This is a genomic window from Agrobacterium sp. CFBP 3001 (genome assembly GCF_027871605.1).
Lineage (GTDB): Bacteria > Pseudomonadota > Alphaproteobacteria > Rhizobiales > Rhizobiaceae > Agrobacterium > Agrobacterium leguminum.
This window is the reverse complement of the sequence record NZ_JAQAHD010000003.1, coordinates 261323-287903: the sequence shown is the minus strand read 5'-3', so window position 1 is coordinate 287903 and position 26581 is coordinate 261323. Positions and strand designations below refer to the sequence as shown.

Annotated in this window: 24 protein-coding genes and 1 pseudogene; 10 read left to right on the top strand and 15 right to left on the bottom strand. The window is 53.8% G+C overall.

Annotation, left to right across the window (positions count from 1 at the left end):
- The first annotated feature begins 28 nt into the window (after nucleotides 1-28).
- Complete coding sequence (locus PH605_RS06705; RefSeq protein WP_142844751.1) at nucleotides 29-1501, top strand: lipopolysaccharide biosynthesis protein; 1473 nt, start codon at nucleotides 29-31, stop codon at nucleotides 1499-1501.
- Nucleotides 1502-1537: 36 nt separating this feature from the next.
- Entirely contained in the window at nucleotides 1538-2485 is a 948-nt protein-coding gene (locus tag PH605_RS06700) for a polysaccharide pyruvyl transferase family protein (protein WP_125144884.1), read from the top strand.
- A gap of 66 nt (nucleotides 2486-2551) precedes the next feature.
- Here the strand turns inward: PH605_RS06700 and PH605_RS06695 are convergent, their stop codons facing one another.
- The 3 genes from PH605_RS06695 to PH605_RS06685 form a co-directional block, all read right to left on the bottom strand.
- Nucleotides 2552-3343 carry a metallophosphoesterase family protein gene (locus tag PH605_RS06695; RefSeq protein ID WP_142844750.1) on the bottom strand — a complete coding sequence of 264 codons (792 nt, stop codon included), beginning with the start codon at nucleotides 3341-3343 and terminating at the stop codon, nucleotides 2552-2554.
- A 195-nt stretch (nucleotides 3344-3538) separates the two neighbouring features.
- Nucleotides 3539-4144, bottom strand: a complete 606-nt coding sequence (locus PH605_RS06690; protein ID WP_003520892.1) for a transglutaminase-like cysteine peptidase — start codon at nucleotides 4142-4144, stop codon at nucleotides 3539-3541.
- Between the two features lie 151 nt (nucleotides 4145-4295).
- Nucleotides 4296-4595 carry a hypothetical protein gene (locus PH605_RS06685; RefSeq protein WP_162856828.1) on the bottom strand — a complete coding sequence of 100 codons (300 nt, stop codon included), beginning with the start codon at nucleotides 4593-4595 and terminating at the stop codon, nucleotides 4296-4298.
- A 347-nt stretch (nucleotides 4596-4942) separates the two neighbouring features.
- Here PH605_RS06685 and PH605_RS06680 point away from each other — a divergent pair, with 347 nt between their 5' ends.
- The gene (locus PH605_RS06680) at nucleotides 4943-5500 is read left to right on the top strand and encodes an HNH endonuclease (RefSeq protein ID WP_003585610.1); all 558 of its coding nucleotides are present in this window, start codon (nucleotides 4943-4945) and stop codon (nucleotides 5498-5500) included.
- 30 nt (nucleotides 5501-5530) lie between these two features.
- On the opposite strand, the gene PH605_RS06675 is transcribed toward PH605_RS06680, so the two are convergent.
- From PH605_RS06675 to PH605_RS06660, 4 genes are all read right to left on the bottom strand, one after another.
- Nucleotides 5531-6046: a disulfide bond formation protein B gene (locus PH605_RS06675; RefSeq protein ID WP_035264342.1), complete on the bottom strand. Its 516-nt coding sequence runs from the start codon at nucleotides 6044-6046 to the stop codon at nucleotides 5531-5533.
- Nucleotides 6047-6418: 372 nt separating this feature from the next.
- Entirely contained in the window at nucleotides 6419-7429 is a 1011-nt protein-coding gene (locus PH605_RS06670) for a hypothetical protein (protein ID WP_142844748.1), read from the bottom strand.
- Nucleotides 7430-7782: 353 nt separating this feature from the next.
- Nucleotides 7783-8418, bottom strand: coding sequence for an SLATT domain-containing protein (locus tag PH605_RS06665; RefSeq protein ID WP_142844747.1), 636 nt, complete (start codon nucleotides 8416-8418; stop codon nucleotides 7783-7785).
- Nucleotides 8345-9226 (bottom strand): SMODS domain-containing nucleotidyltransferase, encoded by an 882-nt coding sequence (locus PH605_RS06660; protein ID WP_142844746.1) that lies wholly within the window; start codon nucleotides 9224-9226, stop codon nucleotides 8345-8347. Before PH605_RS06660 ends, PH605_RS06665 begins: the two co-directional genes overlap by 74 nt.
- 205 nt (nucleotides 9227-9431) lie before the next feature.
- On the opposite strand from PH605_RS06660, the gene PH605_RS06655 reads away from it, so the two are divergent.
- On the top strand, nucleotides 9432-10601 hold the full coding sequence (locus tag PH605_RS06655; protein WP_142844745.1) for a hypothetical protein: 1170 nt from the start codon (nucleotides 9432-9434) through the stop codon (nucleotides 10599-10601).
- 209 nt (nucleotides 10602-10810) lie between these two features.
- Here PH605_RS06655 and PH605_RS06650 read toward each other — a convergent pair whose 3' ends face one another.
- The 7 genes from PH605_RS06650 to PH605_RS06620 all read right to left on the bottom strand — a co-directional run bounded on the left by PH605_RS06650 (nucleotide 10811) and on the right by PH605_RS06620 (nucleotide 19512).
- On the bottom strand, nucleotides 10811-12622 hold the full coding sequence (locus PH605_RS06650; RefSeq protein WP_142844744.1) for a TniQ family protein: 1812 nt from the start codon (nucleotides 12620-12622) through the stop codon (nucleotides 10811-10813).
- A gap of 17 nt (nucleotides 12623-12639) precedes the next feature.
- Entirely contained in the window at nucleotides 12640-13593 is a 954-nt protein-coding gene (locus tag PH605_RS06645; RefSeq protein WP_142844743.1) for an ATP-binding protein, read from the bottom strand.
- Nucleotides 13593-15905 carry a Mu transposase C-terminal domain-containing protein gene (locus tag PH605_RS06640; protein WP_161987821.1) on the bottom strand — a complete coding sequence of 771 codons (2313 nt, stop codon included), beginning with the start codon at nucleotides 15903-15905 and terminating at the stop codon, nucleotides 13593-13595. Before PH605_RS06640 ends, PH605_RS06645 begins: the two co-directional genes overlap by 1 nt.
- Nucleotides 15906-15990: 85 nt before the next feature.
- The gene (locus PH605_RS06635; protein ID WP_142844741.1) at nucleotides 15991-16674 is read right to left on the bottom strand and encodes a hypothetical protein; all 684 of its coding nucleotides are present in this window, start codon (nucleotides 16672-16674) and stop codon (nucleotides 15991-15993) included.
- 705 nt (nucleotides 16675-17379) lie between these two features.
- Nucleotides 17380-18411 carry a hypothetical protein gene (locus tag PH605_RS06630; RefSeq protein WP_142844740.1) on the bottom strand — a complete coding sequence of 344 codons (1032 nt, stop codon included), beginning with the start codon at nucleotides 18409-18411 and terminating at the stop codon, nucleotides 17380-17382.
- 188 nt (nucleotides 18412-18599) lie between these two features.
- On the bottom strand, nucleotides 18600-19031 hold the full coding sequence (locus PH605_RS06625; RefSeq protein ID WP_142844739.1) for a hypothetical protein: 432 nt from the start codon (nucleotides 19029-19031) through the stop codon (nucleotides 18600-18602).
- Nucleotides 19032-19374: 343 nt separating this feature from the next.
- The gene (locus tag PH605_RS06620) at nucleotides 19375-19512 is read right to left on the bottom strand and encodes a hypothetical protein (protein WP_161987820.1); all 138 of its coding nucleotides are present in this window, start codon (nucleotides 19510-19512) and stop codon (nucleotides 19375-19377) included.
- Between PH605_RS06620 and PH605_RS06615 the strand changes: the two genes are divergently transcribed.
- From PH605_RS06615 to PH605_RS06595, 6 genes are all read left to right on the top strand, one after another.
- A complete protein-coding gene (locus PH605_RS06615) occupies nucleotides 19505-20134 on the top strand; it encodes a hypothetical protein (protein ID WP_142844738.1) in 630 nt (209 codons plus the stop codon). The genes PH605_RS06620 and PH605_RS06615 overlap by 8 nt on opposite strands.
- Nucleotides 20135-20422: 288 nt before the next feature.
- Nucleotides 20423-21127, top strand: coding sequence for an SH3 domain-containing protein (locus tag PH605_RS25360; protein ID WP_142844737.1), 705 nt, complete (start codon nucleotides 20423-20425; stop codon nucleotides 21125-21127).
- Nucleotides 21128-21314: 187 nt separating this feature from the next.
- A complete protein-coding gene (locus PH605_RS06610) occupies nucleotides 21315-22742 on the top strand; it encodes a hypothetical protein (protein ID WP_142844736.1) in 1428 nt (475 codons plus the stop codon).
- 1 nt (nucleotide 22743) lies between these two features.
- Nucleotides 22744-23565: a hypothetical protein gene (locus tag PH605_RS06605; protein ID WP_142844735.1), complete on the top strand. Its 822-nt coding sequence runs from the start codon at nucleotides 22744-22746 to the stop codon at nucleotides 23563-23565.
- The gene (locus tag PH605_RS06600; protein WP_193559572.1) at nucleotides 23562-24929 is read left to right on the top strand and encodes a hypothetical protein; all 1368 of its coding nucleotides are present in this window, start codon (nucleotides 23562-23564) and stop codon (nucleotides 24927-24929) included. The genes PH605_RS06605 and PH605_RS06600 overlap by 4 nt, the downstream gene beginning before the upstream one ends.
- Nucleotides 24920-25930 carry an OmpA family protein gene (locus tag PH605_RS06595; RefSeq protein ID WP_142844734.1) on the top strand — a complete coding sequence of 337 codons (1011 nt, stop codon included), beginning with the start codon at nucleotides 24920-24922 and terminating at the stop codon, nucleotides 25928-25930. Before PH605_RS06600 ends, PH605_RS06595 begins: the two co-directional genes overlap by 10 nt.
- 79 nt (nucleotides 25931-26009) lie before the next feature.
- Here PH605_RS06595 and PH605_RS06590 read toward each other — a convergent pair.
- A pseudogene (locus PH605_RS06590) lies at nucleotides 26010-26222 on the bottom strand (sunset domain-containing protein); the annotation flags it as partial.
- Nucleotides 26223-26581: the final 359 nt, after the last annotated feature.

Below are 26581 nucleotides of genomic sequence, written 5' to 3'. Positions count from 1 at the left end.
CGCCTTCCCGTGTTTCCGGGTTTTGCAGATGTTGAAGTTGGACGAAAACGCTCCCCGTCTTGAAAGGCGCTCGGTCACGAGCGCCCTGTGGAGTGCGGTCGGCGGTTATGGCAACGTCTTTCTGTCTTTCGTCGTCTTCCTCATTCTGGCGCGCCTGCTGACGCCGGACGAGTTTGGGCTTGTCGCCATTGCAACGGTTTTCGTGGATATCATCCTCGTCATCGCCCGCGGTGGATTGCCGGAGGCGGTGCTGCAGCGACCGGAGCTGGACGAAGACTATGCCGACACGGCCTTCTGGTTTTCACTCCTGTGGGGAGCCGTGCTGTGCGCTTTGCTTTCGCTGGCGGCGCCTTTCCTCGCGGGCCTGTTTGGAATTGCAGAACTCAGCCCGGTCTTGATGGCGCTCTCCACCGTACTCTTCATTATGGGTGCCGGCACCATTCATGAAGCCCGCCTGCAGCGTGAGTTCGCGTTTCGCAAGCTTGCCATGCGTGCGCTCCTGTCCAATTTTCTTGCCGGGGTGATCGCAATCGCTCTGGCCCTGAATGGGTGGGGCGTATGGGCAATGGTCGTGCAGAGGCTGATTGCCAGTCTTGTGACGACTTGTATGAACTGGATTGCCTGTGGATGGATCCCGCGTCCGCGTTTCATCAGAGCTTATGTAGCGGATCAGTGGAGTTTCGGGTCGCGCATCTTTGCGGCAAATTTCCTGGTGGGTCTCAATGTCCGGCTGCAGGAGCTGATTGCCGCGACCTTTCTCTCGACCGCGGCCGTGGGGTACATCCGGTTGTCATGGCGGTGCATCGATCTCGTCAGTCAGCTGGCCGTCATTCCACTGACATCGGTGGCGTTGACGAGCTATGCACGCATCAATGCCGAGAACAAATCCCTCGAACATGCCTATTTCGGCTTCATCCGGCTGTCGGGCATCATTGCTTTCCCATGTTTCCTCGGTCTTGCGGCCACGGCGCCTGTTCTTGTTCCCGTTGCTTTCGGCGAAAACTGGGCGGCCGCCGCACCGGTCACGCAATTATTGTGTCTGACAGCTTTGCCGTTTGTCGCCAATTCATTCGTCTGGCCACTGCTGACCGCCATCCGGCAGGGCGGAAAAACCCTGTACCTGTCGTTTTTGCAGGTTGTTATCGGCTGTGGGCTTGGTCTGGCCGCTGCGCCTTTCGGCTTGGTGGCGGTTACTCTCGCTCATGTCGTGCGGGCTTATCTGACTTGGCCGGTCGCTTTGGTCAGTGTCCGAAACAGCGCCGGCATTTCGATAGGCGGCACGCTTCGCACCTGCATGCCACCGCTCATCGCGGCCTTCACCATGGCTGTTCTGGTTAGCGGTCTTTACTGGATGATGGGGGAACGTTTCTCCAAACCGGTAACACTATGCCTGCTGGTCTCGGCAGGGGCGGTGATCTATCCGGCTCTGCTTTTTATCACCATGCCCGGGGACATACGGGGGGTGCTCAAAGAGGCCAGGGCGCTTTTTTCACGAAAATGAAATTGCAGAACGACTTAATTTCAGGACGAGGTTCCAATGAAGACGATTACCATTCTCGATACAACCGTAGCCTCGGACAATCTCGGCGATCAGATCATTCTCGATGCCGTCAAGGAGGTGCTGCTTGAGGTTGTTCCTCAAGCTTATCCCTATCATGTGGCGACGCATGAATATATGACGAACGTCTCGAAATCGCTGCTGCGCAAGAGCGAAGCTGCCTTTGTTGCCGGCACCAATATTCTCGCATCGAACATGGAAGCCCGCGTTTTGTGGAAGTTGCTGCCGTGGGATGCATTCGCCTTCCGGGAGGCTGTTCTGCTCGGCTGCGGCTGGATGAATTACATGAAACAGCCGAACGCTTATTCGCGCTGGATTCTGAAAAAAATTCTGTCGGATGAATTCACACATGCGGTGCGTGATAATTACACCGCCGAAAAACTTAGGTCATTGGGCAAGAAGGTTCTGAACACCTCTTGCCCGACCATGTGGGGCCTTGATCCGGACCATTGCAGGTCCATCCCTACTTCCAAGGCCTCTTCCGTTGTCACAACGCTGACCTTCTACCTCAACCGCCAGGAGGAGGACAAGAAGATGATTGAAATTCTGAAGGATCGTTACGACAACGTCTATTTCTGGCCGCAGCAGCGCGAAGATGCGGCTTATCTTGCTTCCATGAATATTTCCGGGCTGAAGTTCATCGATCCGACGCTCGCGGCCTATAACCACTTTCTTGATAATGAGGATGTGGATTTCGTGGGAACGCGCCTGCATGGCGGCATTCGTGCGATGCAGAAATTTCGCCGTGCCCTAATCGTCAAAGTCGACAACCGGGCCACGGAAATTTCCAAGGATACTGGTTTGCCGGCCATGGATCGTAAGGATTTCGACAGAATGTCGAACTGGATTTCCGGGAGCGGGGTGCCGCCGATAAAGTTGCCGGTGGAGGCAATCGAAAGCTGGAAACAGCAGTTCAGGAGAGCGTGAAAACTCCGCAATCCGTCGCGCGCGCGCATCAGGGTCGTCTTTCTGGAAATGAGCCGATTGTTCATCTCAACCGATCAGGTGCAAGCCCGCATCCGAAAGCCTGAGAACGGTAAGCCTGCCCGTGGTGAATGCACCCGTGTCGATGCCGATCCGTTGCGGGCCGGTTTCCGGTTCGGTTACCGGCGTGTGGCCGTGGATGACGACGAGGTCCAGCCCGGCCCCCTGCGACAGGAAAGGTTCCCGGATCCAGAGCATGTCCTCATCCGTCTGCGCCTCCAGCGGCAATCCCGGTCTTAAGCCGGCATGCACGAAAATATAGGGTCCTATCCGGGCGTAGATCGGCAGGCTGGATAAAAGCTGGCGGTGGGGTTGCGGAATTGCGCCGAGCAGGGCGTCCCTGAATGGCTGCAGTCTCAGGCGGCCCTTTTGCAGGAAATAGTCGATATCGACGCCGTAGGATAAAAGCGTCTGGCGGCCACCGAAGTGCAGCCAGTGCATATTCTGCTGCGGATTTTCGAGAAAGTCATGGAAGAGCTGCTCATGGTTGCCGCAAAGCGCAATGCGGCGCAGCGGCGCGGGTGGCGGCTGCAATAAATGTTCGAGAACGCCACGGGAATCGCGCCCGCGATCGACATAGTCACCGAGGAGAACGACCAGCGCGGGAGAAGGGTCGGGCCCCAGATCGGCAAGGATTTTCCGCTCCGCCTGCAATAGCAGGTCGAGGCTGCCATGCACGTCGCCAATGGCATAGATCGGGAAGGAGGCCGGCTTATCGCCAAGGTCAATTCTGCGCCGCCTCCGGTCGTCGCGGGAGGCTGGTTGTTTACGACCGCGAATCCAGTTGAGCACCTTGGGCATAGCTGCCGATACTGTCTCTCCCGCACAAGGTCAAGAGCGTTGAAGGCGGCTGTCGCATCGCCCGCCAAAGCTGCGTTGACGCGCCGATTCTGTGGGGAAAGAATACCCGCTTTGATGGTCGAAAGATACGTTGCCTTAAACCGTCAACCGAAATGCCTGCCGTCCGAAAGGGCGGCTTCGGCCTGAAACCGTGTTCTAGAGTTTCAGCCAGACACGCGGGTCCTCGTGCGACTGGATCTTGATCCATTTCAGATCCACCGCTTTCCATGGCTTGACGACATTGGTGCGGTTATCCAGCACCAGATCGCCCTGGCTGGTGCTGACGACCAGAACGGCATGTCCTATGCCATCCGTCGTGCGGGCTGTTGCGATGCGCAGGGCGCCTGAAGGCCAGCCGGCGCGCAGGAGGCGTTGCCGCTTGGTCACCGCGAAATCTTCGCAGTCGCCGCTTGCCGGGTTCAGTTTCCAGTCGTCTTCGCCGTCCTGTTCGCTGGCATAGATTATCGAGGTGTTGATCTCGGCGTTGATGCGCTGGAGTTCCGTGCGCTTCTGCTTGCTCAGTTCCACTGTATCGCGGTCGCCAATCCGGAGGCACTGGTCGGCGGCGCTTTCACAGAATTTCGCAAAGGCAATGGGTGCGATGGTCGGACGGCTCGTGGTCATGAACTGGCCGGGCCGCGAGGCGCCGGGCTTCTGGGCAAGGCCACCGAGCTGGACGGCGGACGCCGTTGTCGCAACACTTGCCGCCACGCCGGCAGCGACGGCAAAAATCTTTGCCAGACGGATTGTTCTCTTCGCCATGTCCTTGCCCCTGCACAATTGTTTTGTCTTGTCTTGTGCCTGGCACCATAGCGACCCATTCTTGCGGGCCGTTTAAGTCGATAGATTGCATTTTAACGAAATCTAATTTTGTTACAGCGCGCTGAAAACAGCCGGAAAGCCGGGTTCGCGCTCACCTGCAGCGGGTCCTGCCCTCGGTGTCGACAATACAGGTCTGCTGCGGGACAGCCCGCCTGAGTTCACGCCGGGTCTCGGGGGAGGCGCGGCTTGCCGGCGGCCGGTCGTAATTTCGGTAAACTTCGAAATTGCGCCCGCCGATCGTTCCCTGCGCTCCGCCGCGGCCATCCGGCGTCACTTCGAAATTCTGATATTGCTGGGCATGGGCGCCCACGGAGAGGAAGATCATGGCGGTCAGGACGCCGGCCGCCAGACCGCCCCGCAATGCTGCTGCTTGCTGCCTGCCCAACCTCATGACCGTTCCTCCATCGAAGAAATGATGAATGCCGCCGCCGCACATTTGCCATGCCCGGCGCGCATTGATTTTCCAGTCGTCCGTTGGGGGTAATCATATCACCGATAGTGCATCCGGTGTGAGAAGGATTTGTGTCTGGCAAAGGCCCGAATCGCCCTCCTGCCGCATCGGCCAGCGGTGTCACAACGCCAGGAGGTGTCCCGTGCCGTTCGATCGTCAGGAATGCGAAAAAGGCCATTCTGCGGCTCAAAAATTAAGCTCTTCGCCGCTGCATTTATAGGCTTCACAATCCTGTAACAACGGACCTAATATACAAGTGCAGATGCCGAATCGCTCAGGAGAAGCCCTTGACGATTGCAGTTTCACCACAGGCCCTGCCGGCGCTCGTTCTGAACGCAGACTACAGGCCACTGAGTTATTATCCCTTGTCGTTATGGTCCTGGCAGGACGCGATCAAGGCCGTCTTTCTAGACCGTGTGAACATCATTGCAGAATATGATCACGCGGTGTCGTCCCCCAGCTTTTCCATGCGGCTGCCGAGCGTCGTCAGCCTCAAGACCTATGTGCAGCCCACCCGCAACCCCGCCTTCACCCGCTTCAACGTTTTCCTTCGGGACAAGTTCGAATGCCAGTATTGCGGCACGCGGGACGAATTGACCTTCGACCATGTGATTCCCCGCGCGCATGGCGGTGAAACCACCTGGCACAATGTCGTTGCGGCGTGCTCTCCCTGCAACCTTAAAAAAGGCAGCAAGCTTCCCAAGCAGGCGGGCATGTTCCCGGCGCAGAAGCCCTTCCAGCCGACGGTTCAGGATCTGCACAATAACGGGCGGCTGTTCCCGCCCAATTATCTGCACGAAAGCTGGATGGACTATCTTTACTGGGATACCGAGCTGCAGCCCTGATCTTTCGAGGACTGCAACGCGGTTTTCCGCTTACCGGCTTTTACGGCTCGCGCCAAAAAAGGCGACTGCCGCAAGTGCAACGCTTGCGATGACATTCCAGCCCGCGAAGGAAAGGCCGAGCACCCGCAAGGCCGCGTCGTTGCAGGAGGGGGCCTTGATGGCGTTCAGATTGCCCAAGAGATCGCCGGCATTGGTGGTGATGGAAGGCGCCCCGGTGGCGCAGGTGATCGGCCCTTCCCAGAACCCCCACTCCACACCGGCGTGATAAACGCCGAGCCCGGCGCCGATCAGCATCGCCACGCCGATAAGGGCAAGCAGCAGCCGGGTGATCTGGACCGGCAATTTGAAGATGCTGGTCGCAATGGCCAATATGCCCAGCGGAATCGCGTAATAATAGGGATCGCGCTGCAGCAGGCACAGCGCGCAGGGCGTATAACCGCCAATATGCTGGAAACCGAGGGCGGAGCCGACGGTGAAGATCATTCCCGCCGTGACGCCGAGAGCGGCGAGCGTGCGGCTATTGTCGGCGGTGGTCGCATTGGCCATGTTGTTTTCCTCAAACTTCGCGAAGAAGCAGATATCCCGGACGGGCTTTCAAAAAGGCGGGCGTGATGGCGAAATTAAGTCGCCGGTCTTCACGGGGTGTAACGGGATTCGTCTAATCGAGTCCGCCGCATCTGGCAAATGAAAGCCCGGTAATACTCGGAGGCGCGGAAGCAAAGTTTCGTGAGCTTTTCGGCGGCGTGAGACCGTCGAAGAGTTCACTGACGCATGCTGGTGGTGCGGCCCTTAACGATTTTCCCTAGCGTAGCCGCTTTGTTGAAATCACTAGCTTATTCGAAATTGATGCTCCAAGTGATATCGAGCCGAAATCGTTAACAGCTGTTCCGACGTTCTCATTCCTCTCTTCAGCGGCAATCACTCAAAATAGGAGGAGTAGTCGTATAGCAACTCAAGGCAGCCTCCATCGTATGGTTCGATATAAACATCAGCAGCAGGATGGAGGTACGAGGTGAGACGGTTTTGAATATTTACCTGATTAGGAGAGCTGATACCCATCATTCCCGCAATAGCCATCTTGCGTGGTCCTGGCGTGGAATTCTGCAAAAATTCCCAGTTCGATGAACCGAACGAAAAGCCAGAGAAAACCACAATTTCTGCTTCTGCGAGTTTGGCCTCAATTCGTAGCTGGGTATCGTCCTCTTCGACTCGTTCAGTAAATGTCCGGATTCCCTGACTAACCACGAGCAGTTGTTCGGGAGCGGGCTTTTTCCCAAAAGGGATGTCTGGCTCTGGCCCCGATTGCCATGGCAACTTCCCGACCTTTCCATAAACGTGGATAATATTCAGGGAGCTGACAATGTCTTGGGCAGCTCTCTCGCTGATGCCTAGGTAGGATTCAATATGCCCTACGATATATTGCTCGATGCATCGGTCATAATTAAACGTAACAATCGTCACGTTGTTGAACGCCGTGTGGGCATCGCTAGCGACGAGCCCTGTAAATGCCATTGTGCAAAACCGTGATAACCAATTTTCGGTTTCGCTCCTGAACGAGAAAATATAGGCATCAGTTTCCCTCGGCACGACAGGCATCATGTTACTGTAGCGCTCAGCATCAAGAATGCAGGCAGCGATGGCTACCTTGCCGACGGTCACCAAAGTTGGGTTTTCTGAGTGCGTGTGTAGGAAATTGTCAATGGACTCCGCTTTGTCCATGTTGGAAGCAATGAGCTGCTTTATTTCCCGATACGAATGAGCGTTTTCGTGGCTCGCAAGGCCCAAAGGGTTTACGAGGGTGGGCCACAGCTCGTCTGGGTCCGCTTTGAGCTTAGATGCGATTGAGTCTTTGAGACCTTTACCGAGCGGCATATTGTAATCATGTCCCGCGCCAGCGCCTAAGAAAAAAACTGTCTTCTTTGAGAACATGATACCTCCTCGATCATCAATAAGGTATAGTTTATTCACACCGCAAATACGCCGAAATTGCTCTATTTGACAACCTGAACAGCCTCACCACGAGTGCTAGGTTAGTCCGAGTTGCTCAAGATGGAATTATTCCTTCACGCTCAAGGAAATCTCCGACTAGCTCGAAGACGCAGATAGCCCACCGGGAGATTCAGAAAAGTGTATCGGCGTCGGATGGCGCGCACTTTACACGTATTGTTTTGGCAGAGGGGTATTTCGCTGTCCTAGCAGCGTGTTGTTATCATTCAATTTCTTGTGTTCTAATGTCTAAGGGATCGTGCGAAGGGTACACGATAACTTTCCTCCCAAACTCGCTACGTACCGGTCTTTTTAAGATTAGGTGGCAGAAATTTATCGATTTCGCCGTCATTGAATGTGTAATCTTCAAGCTTCTGAAGTGCTTCCTGTGCTTTTAGGTAACCCTTGGGAGTCGTATGCGGGGCAGACTTGTAAATTGCTGCAAGAGCCGATTGCAGTTGATCGCGCCTCTCTGTCGCCTGGGTCAAAGGGGTTGCACCTGAAGCCATGTCAGTAAGCAAGGAGAGATAACTTTCGCGTATGATCCAAAGGTCTGCTGCGGTGTCGCGGTGTTTTTGAGCCGCCGCACCTGGGTCAAATCCCTTCATATATCCTGTTATGAAGAGTCCTAATAAAGAGACGAGGGCGGTGCCCAGTTTAATCCAAAGTTCGTCCGCCAGAAGGACCGCCAAAGTACCTGACGCGGTGATCGACGACACGATAATCTGAAGCAGTTTAAGCCTGCGAAGTGTATGTGCACAAAGATCGCCGTCCTTTTCATGTGTCTTGTGCGCATAAACTACGCGGCCAAAGCACTCCCGTATCTGACTTTCCAACGCTCCCGGATTATCCGCGATGCTAGCCTGGATAGGTGCTGCCGAAGATTGATTGCCAAGCTTGGGTTCTTGCCCAGAACTGATTGTCGGTTTCATTCTGAATAGCCTTAAGTGCGTTCTGGTATGCTGTGAAGGCGTGCTTTTGGAAATTACCGTTGCGATAGACGCGAGAGCCACTACCGGGAGCAGACCAGTATTCCTGATTTACATCGCGTGTCGACATATAATGCAAGAAGTCTCTCGCAAGAAAATCATGATAAAGGTATGATTTGTCTCGATATTGCCAAGAGCCAATGAAGTTGTAGGCGAGCGTGTCGATCAGCATGCCGCTTATGGGGACAGCATTATGACGTTTCCAGATTCGCATCATTCTGCCAACAGCTTTCAGATTACCATTTGTTTCCCGATTGCGCGCGAGAAATACCTGCATCTCTGAACGTGGGTCACAAGCCCGCCAGCTTCCCCCACCGTTAGAATCCGCAAAAGTAAAGGTATTTGAGGTGTTAACGAATACAGGAAGGATTTCGAACGTGATGCCGTCATCAAATTTGATAACGCAAACCTGCCCGTCACCACCCACATCCGTCGAGCGGTAAGTTTTCATGATGGATTGGCGCACCGCCTGTAGAAGCGCAGACTGCCCGTTACCCTTGTAACCGTTGTATGAATGATACATGTGGTTCGGCAGGGTAAATGAGACGTCGAGGTCACTAACGCCCTTCGCGGCGGTATCTCTTCCATAAGAGCCGACATATAAGCTGTGTGCTGCTTCGGATTCCGTGTCCCAGAAATCCTTGTTCAACTGCCTCGTAATACGTTTGTATCGATAAGAAATCGAGCTGACGGTATCTTTTGGAATTAGGTATTTATCTCGGAATGCGCGAAAGTTCTCGGCGACACCCATGCTGAAGCTTGCTCCCTACCATGTCTGCGTCACCAAACTGAAATAAAACGGTCTATAAGAAAAGCTTGTTCATGGTTCGATCCACAGGCAAAAGTAGAAATTCAAAAGCAATTGCGGGGAATTTGTTGTAGCAGTTGCATCGAAATTTTAATCGGCCGAATTACCCCTATTAATGTGCCGAATCTTCAAGTGAGCGAAAGCGTTGATGCCCGTGATAAAACCCTCTTTTATTTCACTTGATACATCTCACTTAACCCATTGGATCAGAGAAGCGCTATCGACAAAAGAAAGCGAGCGGAACAGAGCCAAAAAATTTTCAGACTGGCTTATGCACAGCGGCACGTTGATTCTGATATCGATGCATCACATCGAGGAACTCTGTGTCCACAATGACGAGAATACGGTTTTATGGCGGCTCCGATTTCTCCACTCACTGCCTTTTGTGGCGTGGATATCCGATGGAACGGTGACACCGGGCCCATCGAGCATAACTTCTATCATGCGTGCCGAGGCCTTGGCCGCCTTTTCCGAGCCCAAGGCGAGCATCGGTAGGGTTCGCGATCTGGCTTCGCGTACTCTCGTTCGGGTGGGGACTGGTGAGGAACTTCTTGGTCCTTCTCCAGATGATTGGCTGCTACTCAGAGAAGAATTTATCAGACGATCCGAGCACTCTCGGAACCTGGTGGCTGTCGCCCACAGTAATGTCGTTGATCTTTCCTCAAAACCACTTAGTGAACTCCTGAACGGCAGAGTGCGTAGCCAGGAAGACCTCGAACGTCAGCTTAAAGTGATAGAAGGCAGCTTTGCGTTCGATATCGCGAAGCATGGCGATAAACGCATCAGAAATCCTGGAGCCGTTGCCAGAGATTTCGTTGGGAAGATCATTGAAACTAGGCAAAGACTACCCGACAATGCCGCCGATTTGGTTATGCAAAGCTTGGCCGCGATGGGCGTTGAAAAAAGTGACATCGCGACGGATATGACAGTAGGCCAAGCTCTTGATCTAGGTCTTTTTTTACAGCAAATGAAGATCGTAACCGCCACTGCGGATGTCTCGTTTACCGACCTAAAGCGTTTGGTGTCCCAAGAGAGAGTTCCCTCGTGGGTGATCTCATCGTCGCTCAGACAATACGCCCCGCCACTGCCTGAGCGAAAAGGTAGCGATTTGATTGACATACATCTTGCCTGTCTTTCCGCGTATGCCGACGTAACCCTTGTAGACAAACGAACATTGGAAGCTTTCCGGCGAGCGCAACGCGCCAATCCTGTTCTCAGCAGCGTTTGTAAAGCAATCAAGCGTGCTGCCCGTTATAGCGATATTCCGGATTTGGTGGGGACATTGTCGGACAGAGAAAGCATCTCCGACACGTGTTGAGACGATTGAGTTTTCGTGCACAGCAATAGCTGCCATTTTTGGCGCTACCAGAACTCTTAACGCCCTACATTTTAGGAATTGGAAGTTAGACTCAATTTGCATGAGGGCCTCTCCGAACAGGTGACCCGTTGCGAAATGCTTACTGCGATCTCGGGCGCTCCCGGTAAGGAGTGCCCCGGAGGGTGATAACATGCAGCGGAAGCGGCGTTTCAAAGTCCTGCACGCTCGATGTCACTTCGACGGTAGATTTTACTTGCCTTTGGACTTCCTTCATACGCGGGATAAATGCCCAATTTCTCAAGTTTCTTCCGCAAAGAGACCGCCGCTTCACCGCGTGCTCGCGCAAGCACATCGAGCAAAACGTGCTCTCGCGAGAAAACCTCCAAGTCGTCGGAACGCACCACAACAATGTGGCTCCTGATCTTTCTGTGCGGAACCGCAGTCGTTGGTACAATGCCCAAATCGAAGAGATCATTGATGGTTTCGCGACGGGTTCCCAACGCAGCTGCGGCGCTTGCGCGATCAAGGAATTCTGCTCCGCACCGTGAAGCGGCAAGCTCGTCAATCTCAACCGGGTCGACCATGATCTTATCGAGTCGAAAAACTGGTCCCGACATTCTAACACAGGACAGCTTGCCATCCAGAATGAGCGCGACGATTTCAACGAACGTTCGATGGCAAATTTTGGTAGTGACCAGTATGGGGACGAGATCGCCTTCTGTTGGGGTGGGCGAAATACGAGCCTCGATGCAGTCACGAAATCTCTGAATCTCGTCAACCGATACCCATCGGTATACTCGCCCCGTTCCCTCGCCATTCGTTGAGAATTGTAAATGTCCCCCGTGCAATAACGCTTCCATTTGCGTCATCGCGCATCCCAAACGTTCGGCGGCTTGCGTTGTTGTCAGCTGTGAAGCGGCAGCAATCAGCAACGAGTGGGTCTCGTCTTTGCGGAAAACGACGCTCCGGCTTCCGAACGTCGCGATGACAGCTTTTTCACCGCCCTGGTTGATAACGACATCACGAACCCGATCTTCAGGTAATCCGTATTCCTTTGCTGCAGAATACACGGTGTGAACCCGTCTGCGGCTGGTCACGGTCAAGAACGTCTCGCCCTTATCAAGTGGAAGATGTTTCTCGGCGTGATCCTGAAACAGTTCCCTGATCGGGCCGTAATCACCGTCGGGAGCTTCGTCTCGCAGCCATCGCAATGGCAGCGAATAGACCATCGAATATTTCGAAGCTTTACCAACCATCTTCACGACGTACGACGTCAGGAAATCCCAGACGGCCTCTCGCCCGTCAGCAGCGATTGCATATCCAGACGCCAGACACTCGGGGTTCGCCATGCCTCCCGGCACGCGATCAGAAATCTTTCCTTCGGCCGCGAAGTGATGAAGCCCTCCGAGAACCGCGCAAAGTTCAGCGGCAACGTAGAGTGGCAGCGTGTCGAGATAAGAAGTGGCAGGTGGTTCTAACAGTCGCTCTGAAAAGTACCGATCATGCGGCGATGCGCCAGATGCCACTGCATCCTTCACGTTGATATCTGTAAGGGCTTTCAGATCAAGAGTGTCAAAATCTTCGGGAAGATCGACAAGCGGAACTCCGTGTCGCGAGCACCTAGAGATCACGCTTAAACGCCAAGTTGCCCGCATGTAAATGCGGGTTCTAGGATGACCTGTCCCGTTTCGAATGTCGTCCGAAAAGCAGTGCGGACAGTACCTGCGGTGGGTTGCCCTCAACTGTGTACGCTTCACTTGCGCAGAACCAAAAGCAACGATGCCATCTCGCCTGATGGCAAACGCCTGCAGGCGTGCTTCCGACACGCCGCTCCACCGAGTTATCGCAGCGAGTTCATCGCGATCCATTGCAATGATTCCGGCCTGGCGGGTACCGGTAAAGTCGCAAAACTCTCCCAGAGAATGAAAGCCATTCGCCCACACCAACCGCGCTACAAAGCTCTCCGCCGTCTCGTCGTCAAAGGGCAACACGACATATGGAAGTCGACCAGAATTGCTCATTTTTAGTCTCCTTCCGCCTAATCCATATCAGACAGGGAGTGCGAAGGATTGATGCTCCTCCAATCGCTAGTCGTGAATGGGTTGTCAGCTGCGAGGTTCCCGCGACGGGATTTGTAGGCGGCGGCAAAGTCCCCAACGGTCACGTTTGTCCCGGCGCTATCCAGGACGCGAAAACACGCTTTCTGGGTAATCTTGATCATGGTCCCAAATGCACCCTTAGACGCCACGATCAGCCGGGCAATCAGCTCGTCTTCCTCAGTCCACCCAATCTGTAGCCCTGCGTCGTCTTCCACGATTTGGCGCACGACCTTGCCGATAGCTTCCGCGTTTTTCTTTGTGGATTTCACGAGATGGAAGCGTTGGACCTTCGCTCGATTGGCAACCTCATCGCTCTCCATAAAGCGTTTCATCTTGGGCGTACCGGAAAGGATCAAGTGAAGCGGCCAATCGTCGATCTCCGTTAAGCCCTTCACAAAATCTTGCACCTGCAGTATCGCGCCTTCAGTCCCACCTGTATTCACGTGTTGCATTTCATCGAAGTGCAGATACCTGATCCCTCTAAACTGCAGTTGCCGGGCAATCATAGCCCACCGCGAAACCGCATTCTGGTTGGCTTTAGCGTACAGATTCCATTTGTTCAAAACGGTGTCGGCCAAGCTTTTGGGTGAGCAGTCGGGCGGACACCTTATACTCAGCAACGGAACCACGCGCTTTCCGAACTCATCCTCGTATGGCTGAAACGCTTCCATTCGTTTGAACAGGCGTGCGAGGGCGGTACTTTTGCCAGTGTCAGAGTGCCCGATTACGAAGAGAATACGATCTTTCGATCCGCCTCCCCTCTCGCAGCGCTTCGCGTTATTGACGAGATCGGTTACCATGTCCTCAAGCTCCCTGTCTTTGAGCTGAAGATAGTATTGCAGCTCCATATGGAGCTTGCGGTCCTCAATGGACATGTCGCTGAAATTGCTCATTACTTGTAATCTCCGAGCTGGGAATCTTCGTCGTCCTCATCAATGTCGGCAACAGCCTCATCTACCTCAGGGATGATGGGGACCTCGGGCTCGACAGCCTTCTTTTTCGGGGTCTTCGTGGCCAGGATTTCAGCAGGAAGCTCTTCAACACGCCCCTGAAGCAAAGGAGTCGCCTGAGGAGCAGGCGTTGCCAGAAGTGCCAGTTCACCAGCTTCTGCCTTCGTGATGGCGCGGCCTTCGAAGAGCCTCGCAGTGGCGCGAGACATGTCTTCGGGACTGCGCATATGGGGGGAAATACCGCTACGTACAGCAGCAGCATCTACGACGCTGTGTACCCAGTTGATGCCGTCATACATGGTGGGCGCGGAGCGCGCTGATCGCTCTTCATTTAGCCGCTCAAGTTCCTTTTTGGCCAAGTACCATTCTTCAAGGCAAATATAGAGAGGTACTCCAATGCAATTTCCGACGGTCAACCATCCGTCCTCAGTGTGGACGGAAATCGATTCCAGGTCGCGAGGATGGTAGCGGACTGGGAAGAGCTTCTTCGAACCGTGCTTACGGCGGTACGACTGGAGTTCATCGGAGTTGTATGGAATGCCGTGAAGGACGATGCCTCCGCTGCCGATGGTCTTGTCCATCTTCACTCCGAAGATGTGACGTTTTTCGTGTCGACCAGGAACTGGTCGCATCGGATAGGTGCGCTTCTTCAATTCCCACGCCTCATAGGGCGTCAATCCGTTCAGGCGGGCGCTGGGCGTGTTTACGAACACATCGCAAAGCCAGCGATAAACGATCACCATGAACTCGTCGACGATGAGGGTTGCATTGGCGACGGAATCGTAGTCGCGTCGTTCGACAACGTTGGAAAACGTGCGACCATCGAAATACGACATCAAGTCTTTCGCAAATGTCTTGAACAGCGATTCGATGAATGGTCGTTTCCATGCTTGCCCCGCTGGTGGTCGGGTCAGACATACGCTGCTCATGAGGAAGGCATCGCGTGTGATGTCAGCGATGTAAGGCGTCCCGTTGTCGGTGAATACGTTCTCCGGTCGCACTTTTGCGGCCCAAGGCGTCTTTGCACCCACCAGGTTCGAAATGTGCGTCTTGTCCGACATCACCATTTCGAGGGCCTCAACTACGGCGGAAGCACAAGGCTTTCGGGTTGCCTTCAGCGCCAAAGGCATGCCGGTCGCGGCGTCAATTGCGCCCACGAACCAAATGCGCTGGGGTTTGTCTGCTGCGGCTTTTTCCAGGACGGTCTGAAATTTGGCAGGAAGACGCAACCAGACGCCGGTTTCCTTCATCAGGGTAATGCAATCGACATTCCAGTCGTCGAATTCGACCCGCTCACCAGGGCGCACTACGTCATAAGAATCCACTTTCGGCTTGTAGACTGCATGAGCGTAAGGCTCGCCTTCGTGAGCAGCGAGAATGTCGAAGGCCCTCAGCTGTTTAATCATATTCTCAAAGCGCTTACGCTCGACAAAGATCAGTTTGGATTGGTCTTCAGTTCGCGCCTTGTTGGCTTCGTGGATGCGGGCGTTCGCGATTTTCCGCGCCTTGGACATAGGTACTTTGCGTTTCGAAGCAAATTCGGCAGCAGCCTGCCGCCAGATCGCATAGCTTTCGGCGCATTCGACCTGCAGGTGACGGCGTTTCGGCCCCTTCTGCTGGGGAATGAGTGCACGCACATCGTCTCCACAGCTTTCATATTTGCTAACGTAAGAGTTGAAGCTGCGAACTGTTGGCACTTCAAAGCCGTTGGTCTTCTTACCGGCACGTTTCTTTCGTACTTTCCCGGTCTCTTCGTTTTCTTCCTTCTGAAGCAGCTGATATTCGACGGTCCACTTCAGCAACAGCTCTTCCAATGAACGCCCGCCAGGCATTTCCGCTGCTGGTTTCAGACTGCGGGGCACATACTCCCCTACCTCGGCGCACCAGGCACGGTGCTCCAAGATGAGGAATTCGTGGTAGCGAGCAATAGCGACAGCGTCAGGTTTGAAGTCATCGACGCTTTTGTTCCCGAAACGCTCGTAAGCCTTCGAACCCACCTTGGTATGAAACCCAGGGTAAAACTGCGCACGACCCTCATCGATTGCGAGTTCGATTTCGGTATGTTTGATGCGCCTGTACGTCATCGGATCGTTCTCGTGAAAGAACAATGTATCCGTCGCGCGGTACGAAATCGCAATGAGGGATGTGCCCTCATAAACGAAACGGTCGCTCGGCGTCATGAGGGGGATTGAAGGTGTGCTTTCCGGAACGGGACGCAGTTCAAGCTTGCCGTTGGCGTCAGAGTTGTCAGTCATGTTGTCCTCCTTGGACATAGCTTCGCCGTGCTCCGAAAGCGGCTCGAAGTGGCTGGGATGGAATGGGTTGTTGGCTAAGGGGCGATTAGATTTCGACCGTGAACCAGGTCAGCTCGTTGATGAGACCCGGGTCGGGCTTTAGGTACCCGAGATCGATCAGCCGCCATATCGCTGCGGTGCGAGACGGGCGGTCCATGCCAGGCGTGTACATCTGGTAGAAGCACACCTTGGTCTTGGCTCGCTGCTGAAGCTCATCCAGCAGGGTTTGAACGTGATGGTCGTCGTGCAACTCTCGATAAAACAGGATGCTATCGGCGTTGCGCACGACCCACCAAGGAACATCCTGCTCGGTCATGATCGTCAGTTTATGAAAACGATCACGATACTCGGGCAGCATACCCTTGAAGACGGCCTCGACTTCTGCCCTCTTCTTCTCCTGTTTGACGGCAACGGCCTCCCAACGGCCGCTTGTATCACGGACGCAATAGTCGATGGTGTGTTTGTGAAGCACACCGTCTTGGTCGCGATACTCGACAGTCTTCCACTGCGAGCGCACCTCGACGACGCCAGGCCGTGCCTTAAGGACCGAAGCGACCTTTTTTTCGGTGCCGCTTTCGTGCTGCACCTCGCGATTATTGAAAACGCTCGAACCGTTGGTGTTCAACAGGTGCTTAGGAGTAACGTTACGCACACCCTCGTGGCGCAGCGGCTCAACCCACAGCATCGGTTCGCCGTCAATCAGAGTGGGGGAATGGGGATTGCTTACCATCGCGACGTACGCATCCCGACGATTGCCTGCTTATCCGCGTCCGATCCGGTGTCCTGGAACACCTCAAATCGGGAGCGAATGTCCTCTCCGGCACCGGAGCGCAATTCGTTCAGAATGGCACGACGCACCAACACATGGTGCAACACATTTTTTGATGGGCGCATAGATACCTCCTGGGCGCACATGGGTGGCAGCCCATCCGGAGGTAAAGGACGCGATGTCTTTACGTCAGATGGAGCTGAGGAAGGTCTTTCCTAGAATGACGATGCGTATCATCGTGGGGCTCCGTGTTTGAAACTGGGACAGAAGATAGCCAGGGGTGGTACCGCGAGTCTAGCGGGGGAAGTTTGCGCGTTGGAAATATGGTTAATAAAAACTGTCTGATCAGTTCGAGCCTAACGCCGCTGACATGAGTCAAACCTTCGTTGCGTGCTTGTTTCATTCTCATCAGACGCGCGGACAGACAAACAACTTGACCAAAATTCCGCTCAACGACATTGCAAGTGTTCACCAAATGTCCCGGTCATGAAAAACACCGCTTGCACCATATAAATGACGATGATCCAAACCTCGGATTTACTCCAAATTTGGTAGAGTCCGTCGTCTCAATGAGACGACGGAACGAAATGTGAAAGATTAGCGGGCCAGCACCTCATCGGAGTGCCGAAGCAGCAGGAGCGCGCAACAAGACTCACCTACAGCGTCCTATCGCTCACTGTCGAAAAGCTCTTTGTGAGCAGCCAAAAAGCGACGCGCGCATTCACGATTGGTCTCGTTGATATCGATTTCGATATATCGCTCATGCAGTAATTGCACGAACTGCCGTAGATGCTGGAAAAGCTCGTTTCGCGCGGTCTTGATCGCCCCGTACGCCTCGGTCTCCTCCTCACTATCCCGGAAATCATGCGGCCGCCTGCCAAACGCTTGTCGCCGCCAGCTCGCTGTTTCCCTGTAGAATTGATCAAAAGCGAGAGTCCGGGAGAGGCTCTCTTGGATTCCACGCATCGCAAGTTCGATATCCGCGTCGTAAAGCCTGAAATCCGAGCTTCTCGTGATTGGTGTTAGTCCGTCTGCCACCCAGATGGCCTCAGCATCCAATATGTCAGGCATATTCTCTATATGGGAGTCAAGGTATGCTGAGTTCATGTTGTTCAGGAACCAGCGGATATTCTCCAAATCCCGCGCCCGCTTCGTTTCCCCTTCCGACATCCCTTCGAGTTCTCGCGGGGTCTTAGGGTCGCTATCGATGATGAGCGTGATGGCATCGACCAGTAGCCCGCGAAGGTCGGCAATATCTGCGCTCTTGTTTGCATCGGATCGAACGAGAAATGGAGATATACGGTGCCTGTCAAAGTCGAAAGGCAGCTCTTTCAAATCAGACAACGCAGTGTTGAGCAGCATGACTACGCGGCCCCAGCCTAGCAGGCTAGCGGCGGTGCCAAGCTCGAACGTCACGTTTGGGTTCGGGCATTTTTTCCCACTGTCCATCACGCTGACGGGCGTGATGTCGCCGATAAAGATGTCGGCCGATTTGATTTTGTCTGTGATCTCGTAGGGAATATAAGGCGAGCCTGGGGAATTGCTCGTCGCCTCTACGACTTCTATTGTCAGGTCCCGGCTTTCTTCGATCACTGACGCTGCGTCGCGCAATGCGCGGCGAATTGCCTTGGTGGTGATTGTTTGATCCAAGTCTTTCTGCCACGAAAAGAAGATTCTCGCGGTGATGTTATCAGTCATCGGTTCGCCTTCACATGAATTGATACTTTGGGTCGCGCTCGCTGCTGTTTGAGCAACTCATAGCTGTATTTCGCTTCCGCTTATGGGCACACTCAGGTGCCCGATAGCGACACCTAGTGAACGAGCCATACATCTACAATGGCTACGGTTGATCCTTCAGGACAAAAAACAAATACCGCACTCCGGTGTCAGGAAACTAAAGTGGCGGCGCGAACCCAAAGTGCATTAGCATCTTCTACAAAGAAGTTTACATCAAACAATCCACCACCGGCACCGTGAGAGAATTCCCATCTCGTGATATTAGGCGACATGCCGAATACTGCGCCCGCGTCAACTTCAGGATGCACCTCACTGTCAGGACCTTCTATCCCATAGCGATGTGATAATGCGGGATGAGACTGTGCATCTTCGATCCCAGTTATCGGCAGTACCGAAACGAGCAACGTGTGCGACCCGTTGCATTCCGAGTGGCGGCACGGAAAAGTCACTCGGAAATCCGGTGACCAGTTGAAGACTGGGACATGGTTAACTTTCCAATCCCAGCCCGCGAGATCGAAGAACGCAGCCCAGCGAGCTTCGAGGGGTGTCTTAAACTGGATTCCATCATAAACAGCGGGCATCGTCGTTTTCCTGTTGCCTCTCTCTTAGCCATACTAGGCGTGGCTGGGTGCTCCAAGTCTGAAATCTCATAATTCACATTGACATGCCGGAGCCACTAACGTTGCCTCTTGTATCGGCGACTTTCTCTGCAATCTTGGAATCTTCTTCTGCTGTTTTGGACAATGAAGCCGCAATTTGTGATCCCATAATTCACCGGTATGTCCGGCTTGACCTAAATTCCCAGAGTCGCGCATCACTCATCCTCTAACGTCAATTATTCCCTTTTGGTTGAGACCCGCGACATTGACACCATAGCGGGTGCCTATTCACAATTTCAGGTTAAGTGATAGTGTTCCACAAATCTTACGACAGGAGAGAAGTTTGGCAGATCGGGATCAGGAACGCCGTGAGCAGCAGGAGCGGGAACAACGGCAGAGGGAAGAACGTCGCGAGCGTGAAGAACGGCAGCGGCAGATAAATGAGGAAAACGGTCGTGTCCAAAAGACGACCAACTGGGATAAGCCGCCTCGCCCGAAGAAGGACTGACGCACTGGATACCTGGCAGGACGGTGAATACTACGACGTCGACTTTCAAATTCATAAGTCGGGTCGGTATCACGAAAAATTCAGGGCATTTTATGATTGGATGCACAACACGGCAGTCCTCGCCACGGCAGTGTCTGCAACGAGCGCATTTTTTCTGTTGCTTGCTTCTCAGCCTTTCATCGCCACATTTTTGACCGCACTTGTCGGCGTAGCAAGCATTCTCGACCTTCTATTCAGCTTCGAGAAAAAGGCCAGAGAGCACAATGACTTGCGTAAACGATACACGAATCTTGCTGCCGAGGTCGTACTACGTGATGCCAACAATGCGAATTTGCGATGGGCGCGCTCAGAACTTCTGAAAATCGAAGGCGACGAGCCCGGCATCCGGCGGCTAGTAGACCTACAAGCCCGCAACGAGGAGGCGAGAGCCCGGGGATGCAGTGAAGAAGATTTGGTACCGCTTACGCGGCCCCAACGATATCTCGGCTATTTCGCAACATTCGACATTAAACGGATCGAGCACTGGAAAGCCACTCGCGAAATTTCACAACAGTGTGACGTGCTAGATATCCGTTGACGGGGTTTCAACACCAGCTCGAATGCTACCGCATGGTCAGCAGAGCGGCACCACCTACAAGCACCAGTACCAGAGCAATAAACCGTAGGGTCTGAATCCTCGTCGGACCGACGCTGGCATAATCGTTGTCCGGTCCTGGTGACTTGTCCCATCCACTTACCATTGTGGCTCCTTCTGTAGACTGGAGGCAATCGACCCAATTCGACATGAACGTGATGTGTCTTCTATTTGCACGTTAAGCTTGTCGGAAATTATCTTCTACGTCAAAGTCTTTTCGGGGGCTGAGATATGCGGAAGCGGTATTGGATCATAGGGGCGTTTGTTCTGTTTGCCTTGGGCCGAATGCTGGGTAACGACCCGGGTGGGAACGAAGGCGGCGGGGCAAATGTGTCGCCTATCGCTGAGCAGCGAAAACAGTCCCAGACGATCAGTACCGAAACTTCAAACTTGGCTCCTACGACGACAGCGTCCGAACCCAACCCTGCGGATGGACAGAAAATCGAGAAACTGGAGCCAGCTCAAAACTATCCGGCACGATTTGTTGCGGCTAACCGTGTCGCGTTTCGCTCGGGTCCTTCCACCGGCGACGCAATCATTGATCGATTCGACAATGGGCGACAGGTTCTATTGATCAAAGAGTCCGGCGAATGGTCCCACATCAAAGACCAACTCACCCAACGGGACGGTTGGATAGCTTCTCGGTTTCTCGCTAACAGACCAAAGCCGGGTGATGAAAAACCCTCGAAAAAGGAAGCGCAGGAAACGGCGCGAGAGAAGCCAGTACCCTCTGTGCCCGATTCCACAATCATCCAGCGCATCATCGCTGAATCTCTTGCGAACTATCCCAGCTCGTGCGCCTGCCCGTATAATACTGACCGTGGGGGGCGACGATGTGGGAAAAGGAGTGCCTATTCCAAGCCGGGTGGGTACGCACCAATATGCTATCCACAGGACGTGTCCAAGGCAATGATCGATGCGTTTCGCCGACAATAGAAGTTATCTGGATACCTAGGCAGTTCCAGGCGCGTCACCCGAGGAAGCCCCGAGGTTTCTCGGGTGAGTAACTCGCCTTGGAATAATCGTGCCGATTACATACGTTTAAGCGCATTTTTATCTGGTGGCTGATCCCAGCGTCCATTACTAGTTGCAAATTGTAATTCTGGGGGCGTAGGGCATTGCAATGGCAGCACGTTTTGAGGCGTTGAATCGGCTGTGGGGATCGGTTCGAGCGTCGAACCATGATTTTCGGGCTTCGACGAATATATTCCCCGTTTTCGATATTCGGAAGGTGAGCGATAGCCTTGACCTTGCCGGGAACGGCCAGGCGAACGGGGCTCAAAACCGGCCCGCAAAATCGGCTCGTGCGCTCGATGAGATCGAGCAGCGGATCGTCGCGAAAGTGGAAGAAGAGAAGAAGGCATCTTATCAGGTGCTGGAAGATCAATTCCACACCTTTGCGGACCGTCTGCGCAACTTGGATTTTGAGGGGCAGTTCGGCCTAATTCGGCAGGCGAACATCACAAGCCTTTCCGATTTCAAGGCGGAAGTCACGATGGGGGAGGATGAACTCCATGGACTTCGCCGCGATTTGAAGACGGCAGAAGATGAGTTGGCCCACTTTAAAGAGGTACACGGCCTCAAGCGCGCGGCCAAGGAGACCGCGTCATCTTACATGTTCCTCAAAGTGAGCTTTCTGATCTTCATCCTCCTGTTCGAAACCATCGTGAATGGGGTTTTCCTCGCGAAGGGCAGCCAACAGGGACTGGTGGGAGGCATTGTGGAAGCTTTTGCCTTCGCTTTCCTGAACGTTGGCATCGCAGTATTGCTTGCGATTTTTGTGGTTCGGAACATAGTCAAGCGGTCGTGGCCTCCCAAACTTGCAGGGCTTGTTGGCGTAGGTGTCTATGTCGTGGGAGCTGTCGCCATCAATCTGGCTTTGGCTCATTACCGAGAGTTGTCGGAAGTTGCATTTTCGGATGTCGGTCGAGAGGTCATAACCCGCCTTAAAACCCAGCCGTTCGGTCTCGAAGACGTGAAATCCTGGACGCTGTTCGGCGTGGGACTACTGTTTTCGGTCGGAGCATTGGCGGACGGTTACTATATGACAGACCCCTATCCCGGTTTTTCGTCAACGCAGAAGAGGGTTCGCCTAGCCCGCCAGCACTATATCGAGCGGAAGCAAGAGTTGATCGACGGCCTGAAGGATGTGCGGGATGAATACAATGAGAAGGTCGATCTGATAATTCGTGATCTCAGTCAGCGCCGGGCAGAACATCAGGCGATCATCGCGCATCGGGCTCGCAATGCAGACTTGTTTCGTGAGCATCAAAACCAGCTTGAGCGTTCAGCAAACACCCTTCTGACGATCTATCGAGACGCCAACCGGGCCACGCGATCAGAACCGGAGCCGAAATATTTTTCAACGTCTTACAAAATGGACCGGTTGAAGCCAACCGAGGTTGTGGCGGAGTGGAACGACAAGGACCTAGCAGAGCGCATTGCGCAGGCTCAAGAAGAACTTACCAAGCAGATGGAGAAGATTGGCGAGGAGTTCTCTACTGCTGCAAATCGTTATCGTCAGCTCGATAGCCTTTTCCCGGAGGCGTGACATGGCTCGACGCAAACGACGCAAGACTAACGGGTCTATCGGTGCCATCCTGCTTGGCACCCTGCTATTGCTGCTGACGGCAGCAATAGCAGGTGGTTTCGGATTTCTTTATTTCAAAGCCAGCAACCAAGTCGCGCTCGATGAAACGACACTTTGCCCGATAACGAGCCCAACGTCGATCACAGCCGTGCTCATTGATGTTAGCGACCCCATTTCGCCGGTCACTGAGAAAGACCTGCGAAATCGGTTTGGAGAGTTGAAGGACAGCATACCTGTCGGCGGGCAGATCGTCATTTATGAGCTTACGGATGAGGCCGGAAAACTGAACCAGGTATTTATCCGATGCAATCCGGGCAGCGGGGACGAGGCCGACGAATTGATAAGCAATCCCCGTTTCGTCCAGAAACGGTGGGAAGATGGCTTTGACGCTCCTCTAAAAAAGATTTCTGAAGGCATCGGTACCGGGAACTCTAGCGATCAGTCTCCGATCCTTGCGGGAATCCAGACTATTAACCTGGAAGCCTTCGGAAATCATGACTATGCCAAGCTGCCAAAACGCCTGATCGTTGCGTCCGATATAATCGAGCATACGTCGATCTTCTCGATGTATCGAACTGGCATCGCGTATGACAAGTTCGAAGCCACGTCTGCGCCTCAAACGTTCCGGACACCACTCGACAACGTCGCTGTGGAAGTCTGGGAGTTCGTCCGGCCTGGGGTCTCGTTCTCAGCAACCGATCTCTCCGAATTCTGGGCAAAGTGGCTGAAAGCCAATGGCGCAAGTTCTACACGCTTCATACAGCTGCAAGGGGTCGAACAATGAAGAAGGCAGAAAAGACTTCAGTGTGGCTGGCGCAGCATGGCCCAATGGCTTTGTTCAGCGTGCTGACTATCACGGGCATCTTATTCATATGGTCTGCAAAGCTGCTGGATTGGAATGTCTATGTGGTTACTGCGGTGCCAATGACCATAATGGTGATCTACCTAGCAATCTCGCTGGTATTCAACGGCATGCGGCTTCACAACGAGCAAGCCGGTGACAATCTCTATTATATGGGATTCCTATTCACACTCTCCAGCTTGGGAGTGTCCCTATTCCGTTTCTCAGGTACTTCTTCTATCGATGAAATCGTACGTAACTTCGGCATCGCCGTCTCGTCTACGATCTGTGGCATTGCTTTCCGTATCCTGTTCAACCAGATGCGCCGCGACCCTGTCGATATCGAGCGATCCGTTCGGCATGAACTGGCCGAAATGACCCGTCGGGTTCGTTCAGAACTCGATTCATCTGCCCGTGAATTTTCCAGCTATCGTCGCACAAGCAGCCAGATGCTGCTTGAGGGTTTCGAAGAGATTGCGACCCAGGCGGAAAAGACCGGTGCCGCGATCCAATCAGCCATCGAGACCCTATCACGGGATTCGGTGAAACCAATTGAAGAAGCATCGGCTAAACTGGCGGAGATCAGCCAGCAGAACCTGAAGGTATTTGAAGACCGATCTGCGGCACTTAACGCCTCAGCCGACAGAGCGGCTAACGATCTGTTGGAAACATCGAAGCGCATCGCGGGCCTGGTCGATGGTTTCGAATCATCTATCAAGGCCATGGCCGAAAACATGAGCAAGATCACGCCTCCGGACGAAGTGTTGAAGGTGGAGCTGAAGCCTGCTGTAGAGGCTTTGCAGGAAATGGGTGCGCAACAAAAACAAGCTTACGAAGCCAGTGCCACTCGTGGTGATGAGCAAGCCAAGCAGATCGCTGACGTCGTGAAGGCTCTCGAAGGTCTCCCCCAACTCTTCACAACAGCCCTTGAGCCTGTGAAGCGGCTTCCTGAACAACTTTCGCAGAGCCTGACGCCGATCCAGGAGGCAGCAAGGGACATCAAGGGATCGATTGAGGCCCTAAACAAGAAAATCGCGGACCTCGCCAAACCACCTGCAACGCAGCCGGAGCGGCAGCTTCCGGCCTATTCGCAACCTGCAAATCCGCAGCTTTCGCTTGGCCTCAATGCGGAGCCAGCTGCTGCCATATACAACGGCAGCGCTGCTTTGGTCGATGTCGAGGCGCACACGGCGTCTGGCGACGGTGCAGCACCATTCCCGTCCTCAACCGCGACCACGGCATCCGTTTCAGATAAAGCGTCTACAGATGAGCCCTCCGGGATCAGGCGACTCCTACGATGGCAGTGATGAACGAACCCGCCGCCAAGTCGGAACAAAAAGGATATAATCGGGGTCTCATTCTGGGGCTGACCATGGCCGAGTCCATGTTGCTCCTAGTATTTTGCCTTCTCTTGGTCACCGCAGCCATCATCTCCGCTGAACGCCAAAAGACAGCCGATGCGCTTCGAAAACTGGAAATCATCCAAGCTGAACTGAAAACTGTGAAAGACGACCTATCGTCTGAGCGCCTAGAAAAGTCCGATCTCGAAAAGAAGGTCGAAGCGATGCTGGCTCGGATTGCCGCACTGACCGGCTCTGCTTCACAAGCGGCCGAGATTGAGCAGGAGTGGCGTGAACTGGTAGATGCCCGCGATGCCCTCGGACGATATAAGGAACAGGGACTGAGCCCTAATCAGATCGCAGATTTAAAGCGGATCATCGAGGTCTTGGAGAATGCTGACTTGCCCTCGAAAGACGCTCCCGCGCTCCAGCAGCGGCTTGATGAGCTTCTGGCTGCTGAAGGGTTTCAGGAGACCTCCAAACCTCATGAATGGCCCCCGATTATTAATCTGAGCGAAGCCGGTGGTTATTTCTTTCGCTCTGGCAGCGCTGAGCTTGCCCCTGAGTTCGAGGCGAAGTTAAGTGGTTCAATTGCTGATCAGATTGCCGAAAGTCTGGAGCGGTATCAGGTCAACATCATCGAGGTTATAGGACACACCGATGAGCAACCGATTTCACGAACCGGTTCCAACTTCGACCAGTCCGTCATCGACGTTGTCGATGGCAGGAAGCCGGTTACAGCGATTGTACCGGCTGACAATGCAGGCCTCGGCATGGCACGTGCCATCGCTGTCGCGAATGTTTTAAAGCGCGATCCAAAACTCGCTGGGGCTTCCGTCCTTCCAATGTCTGGTGCTCAACTTGTATTGCCTGGCGATACCATGACAACCGGCCAGGCTGGTGACGTGGAAAGCAGACGAAGGATCGAAATCCGTATCCGTCGAAAGGAGGTCCCTGCAACACCGTAGCAGTTAATCGTTGTCCCGAGACCCTCATCGGTCGCGGAAAGCTATCGTACGAGTTCGGAATTTAGATAGGCTGCCGGAACTACTTTCCCCAATAAGGTGCTCGCCATCCAGCTTCGATGGCTTCTGCCTCGGTACAAAACCACCGCTCACCCTTTTTCACATTGACCTTGGTGCGATTGTACCAGGGTGACCATGGAGTATGGTAGATGTGTCCATTGTCCGAGATATTGCCCTTGATGGGGCACCCTTTTGTTGGGGAAACCTGCTCGGCAACGTTCCATCGTTCCGCACGCTCGCTTCAACATCCGCCGGGCGTCAAATCGAGAGAATGTTTGCTAACGCTTCCTCTTCGTTCTGATTAAGAACTTCCAATTTGCCTACCGCCTGTGGGTAATTGTGTAAAATTGATATTGAAGCCGACGGCGACGCGACTCATCATAACGCATTATTAATACGCTAAAGGCGCTAGTGAACCAAATGTGCTTGATTGTTGACGTCTCGAACGAACCATTGCTCGTCCGACATATCCACGTCTCGATTTCCAGAATATTTTTAGCTGCCACAGGCGGCACATTGAGCGACGCTGATGAGTCCGCAAAGTCATTGTTTGCATCGCTGCCCCAAAAGTTGGTTGCCGATCAGGAGGAATGG

Coding starts and splice junctions, on each gene's coding strand:
- PH605_RS06705 (WP_142844751.1), top strand. CDS start 29: ATGTTGAAGTTGGACGAAAACGCTCCCCGTCTTGAAAGGCGCTCGGTC.
- PH605_RS06700 (WP_125144884.1), top strand. CDS start 1,538: ATGAAGACGATTACCATTCTCGATACAACCGTAGCCTCGGACAATCTC.
- PH605_RS06695 (WP_142844750.1), bottom strand. CDS start 3,343: ATGCCCAAGGTGCTCAACTGGATTCGCGGTCGTAAACAACCAGCCTCC.
- PH605_RS06690 (WP_003520892.1), bottom strand. CDS start 4,144: ATGGCGAAGAGAACAATCCGTCTGGCAAAGATTTTTGCCGTCGCTGCC.
- PH605_RS06685 (WP_162856828.1), bottom strand. CDS start 4,595: ATGAGGTTGGGCAGGCAGCAAGCAGCAGCATTGCGGGGCGGTCTGGCG.
- PH605_RS06675 (WP_035264342.1), bottom strand. CDS start 6,046: ATGGCCAATGCGACCACCGCCGACAATAGCCGCACGCTCGCCGCTCTC.
- PH605_RS06670 (WP_142844748.1), bottom strand. CDS start 7,429: ATGTTCTCAAAGAAGACAGTTTTTTTCTTAGGCGCTGGCGCGGGACAT.
- PH605_RS06665 (WP_142844747.1), bottom strand. CDS start 8,418: ATGAAACCGACAATCAGTTCTGGGCAAGAACCCAAGCTTGGCAATCAA.
- PH605_RS06660 (WP_142844746.1), bottom strand. CDS start 9,226: ATGGGTGTCGCCGAGAACTTTCGCGCATTCCGAGATAAATACCTAATT.
- PH605_RS06655 (WP_142844745.1), top strand. CDS start 9,432: ATGCCCGTGATAAAACCCTCTTTTATTTCACTTGATACATCTCACTTA.
- PH605_RS06650 (WP_142844744.1), bottom strand. CDS start 12,622: ATGAGCAATTCTGGTCGACTTCCATATGTCGTGTTGCCCTTTGACGAC.
- PH605_RS06645 (WP_142844743.1), bottom strand. CDS start 13,593: ATGAGCAATTTCAGCGACATGTCCATTGAGGACCGCAAGCTCCATATG.
- PH605_RS06640 (WP_161987821.1), bottom strand. CDS start 15,905: ATGACTGACAACTCTGACGCCAACGGCAAGCTTGAACTGCGTCCCGTT.
- PH605_RS06635 (WP_142844741.1), bottom strand. CDS start 16,674: ATGGTAAGCAATCCCCATTCCCCCACTCTGATTGACGGCGAACCGATG.
- PH605_RS06630 (WP_142844740.1), bottom strand. CDS start 18,411: ATGACTGATAACATCACCGCGAGAATCTTCTTTTCGTGGCAGAAAGAC.
- PH605_RS06625 (WP_142844739.1), bottom strand. CDS start 19,031: ATGCCCGCTGTTTATGATGGAATCCAGTTTAAGACACCCCTCGAAGCT.
- PH605_RS25360 (WP_142844737.1), top strand. CDS start 20,423: ATGCGGAAGCGGTATTGGATCATAGGGGCGTTTGTTCTGTTTGCCTTG.
- PH605_RS06610 (WP_142844736.1), top strand. CDS start 21,315: ATGGCAGCACGTTTTGAGGCGTTGAATCGGCTGTGGGGATCGGTTCGA.
- PH605_RS06605 (WP_142844735.1), top strand. CDS start 22,744: ATGGCTCGACGCAAACGACGCAAGACTAACGGGTCTATCGGTGCCATC.
- PH605_RS06600 (WP_193559572.1), top strand. CDS start 23,562: ATGAAGAAGGCAGAAAAGACTTCAGTGTGGCTGGCGCAGCATGGCCCA.
- PH605_RS06595 (WP_142844734.1), top strand. CDS start 24,920: ATGGCAGTGATGAACGAACCCGCCGCCAAGTCGGAACAAAAAGGATAT.